An 8,358-nucleotide genomic window follows, 5' to 3' on the forward strand; every position below is an offset into this window, starting at 1 on the left:
TTCCGGTATCTTCACCGGAAAGACCGAGCTCTGTATTTTCTGTAACCTGAAGTGATAACCGATTCCGGCCTTCGCAGATCTTCCATCACGGAACGAAACGATCTGCTCCGAAATTAGTTCGTCTCGATACCGAGCTTCTCAGCAAGGGCAACCGCCTCTTCTCTCCACTGCTCATAGAGACCTTTCTCGTTAACTTCAACGATCACTTCGTTGATCGCATTTAAGAGATCATCATCGCCTTTCTTGACCGCGATAACGTTACCTTCACTTGAATAGTCAAACATGAAATCTGCCATTGCGATATCATCATATGTTTTTGCAAGGGATTCACCGTTATCACCGGATACAGCGAGTGCGTCAACCTTGCCTGTTGTTAACATCATAACACCGTCTGTTACGTTTGTCACTAACTGGATCTGAACATCAGACGGAAGCTGCTCTGTAGCAAGCTTGTTCTGTAAGGTTGCGTTCTGGGTAGCAACCTTCTTGCCTGCGAAGGACTCTGCTGTATTGTACTGGGAAGCAAGCTCCTTCTTAACTAAAAGTCCCTGACCTTTCTTCGTGTTTACATTGTAACGCTCAGAAAGTCCCATAGCCTCTGCACGCTCATCTGTGTAAGCGAAGCCGGAGATACCCATATCAATGTTTCCGGAAGTAACTGCCTGCTGGATTGCTGAGAACTCCATCGGCTTGATCTCAAGTTCTACGCCAAGCTTCTCAGCGATGTATTTTGCAAGCTCCACATCGGCACCGACATACTCGGTTGTTCCACTGCTGACATCCTTGAATTCCCACGGAGCGAAATCAGGGGAGGTTCCCATTGTGATCTTTCCTGCCGCAAGAACTTTTCCGAGATGACCATTCGGATCTACATTCTCAAGTGCCTTTAAGGAACCTTCCGCTGCGGCTGCTGCCTCTGTCTTATCTGTTTCCTTTGATTCAGCCGCTGTTGTCGCGTTAGCTGTTGTTGTCTCAGCTGCCGTTGTTGCTGCTGCCGTTGTCTCAGTGGTCTTGGAGCTTCCGCATCCTGTAAGGGCAGCAATGACCGCTGCTGTTGTCATAGCTAAAACAATGTTCTTCTTCATAATCGATCCTCTCCTCTTCGTTTCTATCTTTTTCTATGTCTCACATGTGTGATGTTGATACGCATTATAATGTATAATTATTCTTTTGTAAAGCACTTTTTTATGTTTTTTTTACAGATTATGCATTTTATACAATACTCAGTGCATAATTATATTGTTTCATGCAGTTTTTTCAATGTTTTATACATTATCAATGCATATATTCATCTTGATAAAGCGTTAACATTTCGTTTTTTGCATAGCGCGTTACCTTTTTCAAATTTCCGGCATACGCTGCTGGGCAACGTAAAAAGCAGCCCATCTCACTCCAGCGTGAAACGGGCTGCTCTTCTATTTTTTACCAATATCAGATTTCAGCAATATTGATCAGTGTAAGTTCTTTTGCACGATTTTCCATACTTGTCACAAGCGCTCTCGCAGTATCGACTGCAGTGAGAACGGTAACGCCTGTCTCGATCGCATTCCGGCGGATGATAAAGCCGTCATGGCTTCTCTCTGCGCCCTGTGCTGGGATATCGATGACAAGGTCGATCTCATGTCCAAGGATCAGGTCAAGAAGGTTCGGAGACTCCTGCTCGATCTTTCTTACCGGAATGACCTTTACGCCGTGCTCGTTGAAATACTTTGCGGTTCCTGCGGTACAGAAGATACGGTAACCCTGTGCCTTGAATCTCGCAGCAATGTCGAGCATCTCTTCCTTATCGGAATCGCGGACAGTCATGACCATGTTCTTATACTTCGGAAGCTTGATTCCTGCGCCCTGGAAGGCCTTGTAAAGAGCTTCGTTGAAGGTCTTTGCGATGCCGAGGCATTCACCTGTGGATTTCATCTCCGGTCCAAGGCTGATATCAGCTCCACGGATCTTCTCGAAAGAGAATACCGGCATCTTCACTGCGTAGTAATCTGCCTCTTTCTGGAGTCCCGGTGTGTAGCCGAGTTCCCGGATCGTATGACCGCAGATGATCTGAGTTGCCAACGGTACGATCGGGATTCCCGTTACCTTACTGATATACGGAACGGTTCTGGAAGAACGCGGGTTGACCTCGATGATAAATACACCTTCGTCATTTACAATAAACTGGATGTTGATCATTCCCTTTACATGGAGCGCCCTTGCGAGCTTCTCTGTGTATTCCACGATCGTCTTCTTGTTGTCCTCGGTGATGCTCTTCGCCGGATATACGGAGATACTGTCGCCGGAATGGATACCGGTACGCTCGATATGCTCCATGATACCCGGGATCAGGATATCGGTACCGTCGCAGATCGCATCGACCTCGATCTCCTTACCCATGATATACTTATCAACTAAGATCGGATGCTCCTGCGCGATCCGGTTGATGATGCCGATGAATTCGTCGATATCCTCATCGCAGATCGCGATCTGCATACCCTGTCCGCCAAGAACGTAGGACGGACGAACGAGTACCGGATAGCCTAACTCATTTGCTGCCTTTTTCGCCTCTTCTGCTGTAAATACAGTCTGTCCCTTTGCTCTCGGGATCTGGCACTGCTCCAGGATCTCATCGAAGAGTTCTCTGTCCTCAGCGGCGTCAACATCCTCGGCAGCGGTTCCCAGGATCGGGACTCCCATCTTCATCAGAGCCTCTGTGAGCTTGATGGCTGTCTGTCCACCGAACTGGACAACTGCTCCGTCCGGTTTCTCAATATCAACGATGCTCTCCACATCCTCCGGAGTCAGCGGTTCGAAATACAGTTTGTTAGCGATATCAAAGTCTGTGCTGACAGTCTCCGGGTTATTGTTGATGATGACGGTCTCAAAGCCCTCTTTCTCGAAGGCCCAGGTGCTGTGAACAGAACAGAAGTCGAACTCGATACCCTGACCAATGCGGATCGGTCCGGAACCGAGAACGAGAACCTTCTTCTTCTCAGTCTCGCCCTCTGCCTCATTCTCGCTGCCGAAGCAGGAGTAATAGTACGGGGTTTCAGCCGCAAACTCAGCCGCGCAGGTATCTACCATCTTGAAGGCAGCACGGATGCCGTTTGCATGACGCATCTCCTTGATCTCATTTTCTGCGAGACCTGTGAGTTTCGCAATCACATGATCCGGAAATTCGATGCGCTTTGCTTCCTTTAAAAGATCAGCGTCGAGGTTCTTCCCAACTTTCTTTAAGGCATTCTCCATCTCAACGAGGATCATTAACTTGTCGATGAACCAGATATCGATCTTCGTGATGTCGTGGATCAGCTCGTAATCGAAACCGCGGCGGAGTGCCTCCGCAATGACCCAGATCCGGCGGTCATCCACGTTGTGAAGCTGCTCTTTTAACTGTTCATCTGTGAGTCCGCTGTAGTCGTAAGACATTAAGGAGTCCACATGCTGCTCCAGAGAGCGGATCGCTTTCATTAAGCCGCCCTCAAAGCTTGTGCAGATACTCATGACCTCTCCGGTCGCTTTCATCTGGGTTCCTAACTTGTGACTCGCATTGATGAATTTATCGAAGGGAAGTCTCGGCATCTTGACTACCACATAGTCGAGCATCGGCTCGAAGCTTGCGTAGGTCTTCTTTGTAACAGCGTTCTTGATCTCATCAAGTGTGTAGCCGAGGGCGATCTTCGCGGCAACCTTCGCGATCGGGTATCCTGTCGCCTTGGACGCAAGGGCGGAGGAACGGCTTACACGCGGGTTTACCTCAATTACACAGTACTCGAAGCTCTCCGGGTGAAGTGCGTACTGTACGTTGCAGCCACCGGTGATACCAAGCTCTGTGATGATCTTTAACGCGGAGGTACGGAGCATCTGGTACTCTTTATCTCCTAATGTCTGGGACGGAGCGACAACGATACTGTCACCGGTATGTACGCCCACAGGGTCGATATTCTCCATGTTGCAGACGGTGATCACATTGCCTGCACCGTCACGCATAACCTCATATTCGATCTCCTTCCAGCCCGCAATACAGCGCTCTACAAGGACCTGGCCCACACGGGATAAACGGAGTCCGTTCTCCAGGATCTCTGCGCACTGCTCCTCATTATAGGCAATACCGCCGCCGGAGCCGCCAAGGGTATAAGCCGGACGGAGAACGACCGGATAACCGATCTCTTTTGCAACAGCAAGACCTGTGTTCACATCCTCAACGATCTCAGACGGAGCCACCGGTTCGCCGATCTTTTCCATTGTCTCCTTGAACATTTCACGGTCTTCGGCTTTTTTGATCGTGAGGGCTGTTGTACCGATAAGGCGCACGTTATTTGCCTTTAAGATACCTGCCTCCTCCAGTTCCATTGCAAGGTTTAAGCCGGCCTGTCCGCCAAGGGTCGGGAGGACACTGTCCGGTTTTTCTTTCTTAATCAACTGCTCGACAACCTCAGTTGTCAGCGGCTCAATATATACCCGGTCCGCGATATCCTTATCTGTCATGATCGTTGCCGGGTTGGAGTTTAAGAGAACGACCTCGATGCCTTCTTCCTTTAAGGAACGGCAGGCCTGTGTTCCCGCGTAGTCAAATTCTGCGGCCTGGCCGATAACGATCGGACCGGAACCGATTACAAGTACTTTCTTGATCTCTGGATTCTTAGGCATTATCTTTCCTCCTCCATCATGCGTAAAAAGCGGTCAAACAGATATCCGGAATCCTGCGGTCCCGGGCATGCTTCCGGGTGGTACTGGACGGTGAAGATATTCTTGCCCACGTACTTTAATCCCTCGTTCGTCTTATCGTTCACGTTCACGAACGCCGGAACGGCAACCTCCGGATTCATGCTGTGTTCGTCTACCGCGTATCCGTGGTTCTGGGAGGAAATGTAGACGCGGCCCGTCTCAAGGTCTTTTACCGGGTGATTTCCGCCGCGGTGGCCATATTTCAGCTTATATGTATTTGCGCCTGTGGCAAGAGCCATGAGCTGGTGTCCGAGACAGATGGCAAAAACAGGAACATCGGATTCATAAAACTTTCTGACTTCTTTGATGATCTCCGTGTTTTCTGCCGGATCTCCAGGACCGTTGGAAAGCATGATTCCATCCGGGTTTGTCTTTAAGACTTCCTCAGCCGGAGTATCTGCCGGATATACGGTCACTTCGCAGCCTCTCTTATTTAACTCTCTGGCGATATTCTTCTTTGCGCCAAAGTCCATGAGTGCAACTTTCTTTCCTTCCCCCGGGAGAACGTATTTCTCTTTTGTGGTTGTCTTTAATACAACGCCTGTTACCTGATACGCCTTGATCCGTTCTTTCACTTCTTCCAGATCAAAAGATCCGTTCGTTGTGATCATGCCGTTCATGGTTCCTTTTTCTCTTAAAATCTTTGTGAGGGCTCTTGTATCGATACCACTGATACCTGGAATATCCTGTTCTTCTAAGAAATGCTGAATCGTGTCCCCACTTCTGAAATTACTGGGGATCCTAGATAATTCTCTGACAATATAACCATCCGGCCATGCCTGTCCGGACTCCATATCTTCTTTACAAATACCGTAATTACCAATTAACGGATAAGTCATTACCACTGCCTGTCCTGCATAGGACGGATCGGTAAGGACTTCTAAATAACCGGTCATGGATGTGTTAAAAACAATTTCACTGATTACTTCCCTGGTAGAGCCGATGCTTGTTCCTTCAAACACGGTTCCGTCTTCCAGTATTAAATATGCTTTCATGACGCCACCCTTTCTTCTGTGTTCGTGTTCGTTTCCTATCTGGGATTGAAAATTTATTTCAGCCCAAATTTTCACTATTCTATCATGCGGTGAGAGATTTTTCAACTGGTTTTTTGAAATTTTTCAAGAAATTGGTTACAGTTCAGCCATTACATCTTCTTGTTTTCATATTCATGAAAACAAGAAGCTTGGTGGTTCCACCATATGCTGATTTGGATGAAAAAGTGCTTATGCAAGCAAGCTTGCAACACACTTTCTCATTCAAACCAGCGCATGGCTGAACTGTAACAGAAATTGTTTGTGAAAGTTATGACGGACTAACCAGTGTTGTCCGGGAGTGAAATTTTGAATTATGTTAACTCGACTGATGGGTATATTTCCTGCTGCGAAGCAAAAATATATTCTGTATTTTTTCGTGATATCTTTCTTCCAGATAAATATCAGCGACCGGTATCTGGTACTTTTCTGACTTCTGATATTGGATTTATTTTTTGTTGGAAGGTAACTATTCAGTACCTTCATAGCTACGTGCAAAAATCCATTCCAGATCAGCTTCGCTGATGGGATTTTTGCCTTCCAGCCTATGTTTTCTTACGGTCAGCGCAGCAAGTGCGCAGACCTACTGAACAGTTACGTTGGAAGTATCTTTTCAGATGTTATAAAGAGTTGTCTCTATTGCGGAAAAATGGTAAAATGAATATTGATAAAGGAAAGATTTGAAAACAGCCCTGATACAGACGGAAGGTACCTTTCTTATTCCGAAAATCGGCTGTAAATGCTTTTTCCTGCTTATAAACTTCTTATGCGAGGAGGCAGCTTATGAGTAAACTTGTCTATACAAAAGGAAAAGAATATCACATCGGCGTCGGCGCCGGGGATGTGGGACGCTATGTGATCCTGCCGGGCGATCCGGGGCGCTGTGAGAAGATTGCGAAACATTTCGATAACCCGGTAAAGATCGCCCAGAACCGGGAATACACCACCTACACCGGCTATCTCGACGGAGAAAAAGTCAGCGTTGTCTCCACCGGGATCGGCGGACCGTCCGCCTCCATTGCGGTCGAAGAGCTTATCCACTGCGGTGCGGACACCTTCATCCGTGTGGGCACCTCCGGCGGCATGCAGAAAGAAGTGCTCGGCGGAGATCTCGTGATCGCTACCGGTGCGATCCGCTTTGAGGGGACCACAAAAGAATATGCACCCATCGAGTATCCGGCGGTTCCGGATTTCGATGTCACTACTGCGTTAAAGGAAGCTTCTGAGGAACTCGGCTACCGCCATCACCTCGGCGTCGTCCAGTGCAAGGACAACTTCTACGGACAGCACTCCCCGGATTCCATGCCTGTGGCAGATGAATTAAACTCCAAATGGAAGGCCTGGATTGCATGCGGTGCCCTCGCCTCCGAGATGGAGTCCGCTGCCCTCTTCATCGTCGGCAGCGTCCGCAGAGTCCGCACCGGTTCCGTCATGCTCGTGATCGCGAACCAGACCAGACGGGAACTTGGGCTAGAGGATCCGCAGGTCTATGATACGGAAGCCGCTGTTGTTACAGCGGTGGAGGCAATGAGGAAGCTGATCAGAAAAGATCGGGCGGAGCTTGCTGCGAAATAAGCGCTTTGCCTCTCATCATACGGCTCTTATCGCAAAATATATTGCCATTCATTCCCAGTTCTATGCGCGGAATTTTATGGTAGAATCCTTCTTGTAACATTTTTGTAATATTTTTACATAACAGGAGGTTTTACCATGAAAAAACAGATAATGACTGCTCTCGCAGTTTCCGCCATGATGACACTCGCAATGCCTTTCGCGTCCTTCGCTGCATCCCGCTCTTGCCAGACCGGCTTCCGTCTAGGAAACAACTGTGGATACACAACTGGCACCAACGCTATTTCTATGGTTCGGACGCAAGGCGGATGCGTGATTTCCAATGTTAATGCTATTGGTCTTTATACGTTATCTGGGAAAGGATATCCAAGTTGGGGGACTGGAAATAATTGCGGCACCAGCTGCGCAAACGGCTTCAATGGAGGCAGCTGCTCTTCCGGAACAAACTGCGGTTTAAATTCCTGCACTGGCGGGAACTGCCTGACATCCGGGAATGTTTCCATGATTCCAGGAGCGTCATGCGGAAGTTTTATCAGTGCACGATAGGCCATTTTCTATTGTTCTCCATGACATCATTTAATAAAATCGGTCTGTAAACATTGAAATTGCCGGATCTTCTTTTTTTCGAAGAATCCGGCAGTTTCAATGTTTACTTTGCCCAGCAATTTCATCCTATATAAAATCGTGCAGTACACGTTTTCCCCGTTCTAACTGCGTCTTGAATTCCATTGGCCAATCATAACGATTCTTGCTGCCTATAATATAAATATTTTCCATCAAATTATAATATGATTGCTCCGACAGCATAACTACATTTTTAAAAAGGTCAGTTCAAATTTTCTTTTCATTTCCTTCATTATAACCGCCTCACTCTATCGCTATCAGTAGGATTACACGAAATCAGTTTTCCCGTGTGATATTTCGTGTGATACTTTCCCCGGAAATATGCGCTTTTACCCTCTTATTCGAAAGGATAAGCTTATTCCGGAAATCCCGCAAACCCGCATCAAAAATAGGCTTCGCCTATTCAACTCCCCTACCCCTC

The 8,358-nt window shown here is 47.7% G+C and carries 5 protein-coding genes; 1 reads left to right on the top strand and 4 read right to left on the bottom strand.

What is annotated here, in order from left to right; all coding sequences use genetic code 11:
- Nucleotides 1–113 precede the first annotated feature (113 nt).
- The 3 genes from DW826_RS14325 to DW826_RS14335 form a co-directional block, all read right to left on the bottom strand.
- Nucleotides 114–1,085 (bottom strand): transporter substrate-binding domain-containing protein, encoded by a 972-nt coding sequence (locus DW826_RS14325; protein ID WP_117553077.1) that lies wholly within the window; start codon nt 1,083–1,085, stop codon nt 114–116.
- 346 nt (nt 1,086–1,431) lie between these two features.
- Nucleotides 1,432–4,632, bottom strand: coding sequence for a carbamoyl-phosphate synthase large subunit (carB, locus tag DW826_RS14330; protein WP_117553078.1), 3,201 nt, complete (start codon nt 4,630–4,632; stop codon nt 1,432–1,434).
- Nucleotides 4,632–5,705, bottom strand: a complete 1,074-nt coding sequence (locus tag DW826_RS14335) for a carbamoyl phosphate synthase small subunit (RefSeq protein ID WP_117553079.1) — start codon at nt 5,703–5,705, stop codon at nt 4,632–4,634. Before DW826_RS14335 ends, carB begins: the two co-directional genes overlap by 1 nt.
- A gap of 819 nt (nt 5,706–6,524) precedes the next feature.
- On the opposite strand from DW826_RS14335, the gene udp reads away from it, so the two are divergent.
- A complete protein-coding gene (gene udp, locus DW826_RS14340; protein WP_117553080.1) occupies nt 6,525–7,316 on the top strand; it encodes a uridine phosphorylase in 792 nt (263 codons plus the stop codon).
- A 338-nt stretch (nt 7,317–7,654) separates the two neighbouring features.
- Here the strand turns inward: udp and DW826_RS18110 are convergent, their stop codons facing one another.
- Entirely contained in the window at nt 7,655–7,864 is a 210-nt protein-coding gene (locus DW826_RS18110) for a hypothetical protein (RefSeq protein ID WP_147327162.1), read from the bottom strand.
- Nucleotides 7,865–8,358 lie beyond the last annotated feature (494 nt).

This window comes from Clostridium sp. AM34-11AC (genome assembly GCF_003435375.1).
In the GTDB taxonomy this organism is placed as follows: Bacteria; Bacillota; Clostridia; order Lachnospirales; family Lachnospiraceae; genus Pilosibacter; species Pilosibacter fragilis.

Bases quoted from the DNA above. Each gene is read 5' to 3' on its own strand.
- udp (WP_117553080.1), top strand. From the start codon at position 6,525: ATGAGTAAACTTGTCTATACAAAAGGAAAAGAATATCACATCGGCGTC.
- carB (WP_117553078.1), bottom strand. From the start codon at position 4,632: ATGCCTAAGAATCCAGAGATCAAGAAAGTACTTGTAATCGGTTCCGGT.
- DW826_RS14325 (WP_117553077.1), bottom strand. From the start codon at position 1,085: ATGAAGAAGAACATTGTTTTAGCTATGACAACAGCAGCGGTCATTGCT.
- DW826_RS14335 (WP_117553079.1), bottom strand. From the start codon at position 5,705: ATGAAAGCATATTTAATACTGGAAGACGGAACCGTGTTTGAAGGAACA.
- DW826_RS18110 (WP_147327162.1), bottom strand. From the start codon at position 7,864: ATGGCCTATCGTGCACTGATAAAACTTCCGCATGACGCTCCTGGAATC.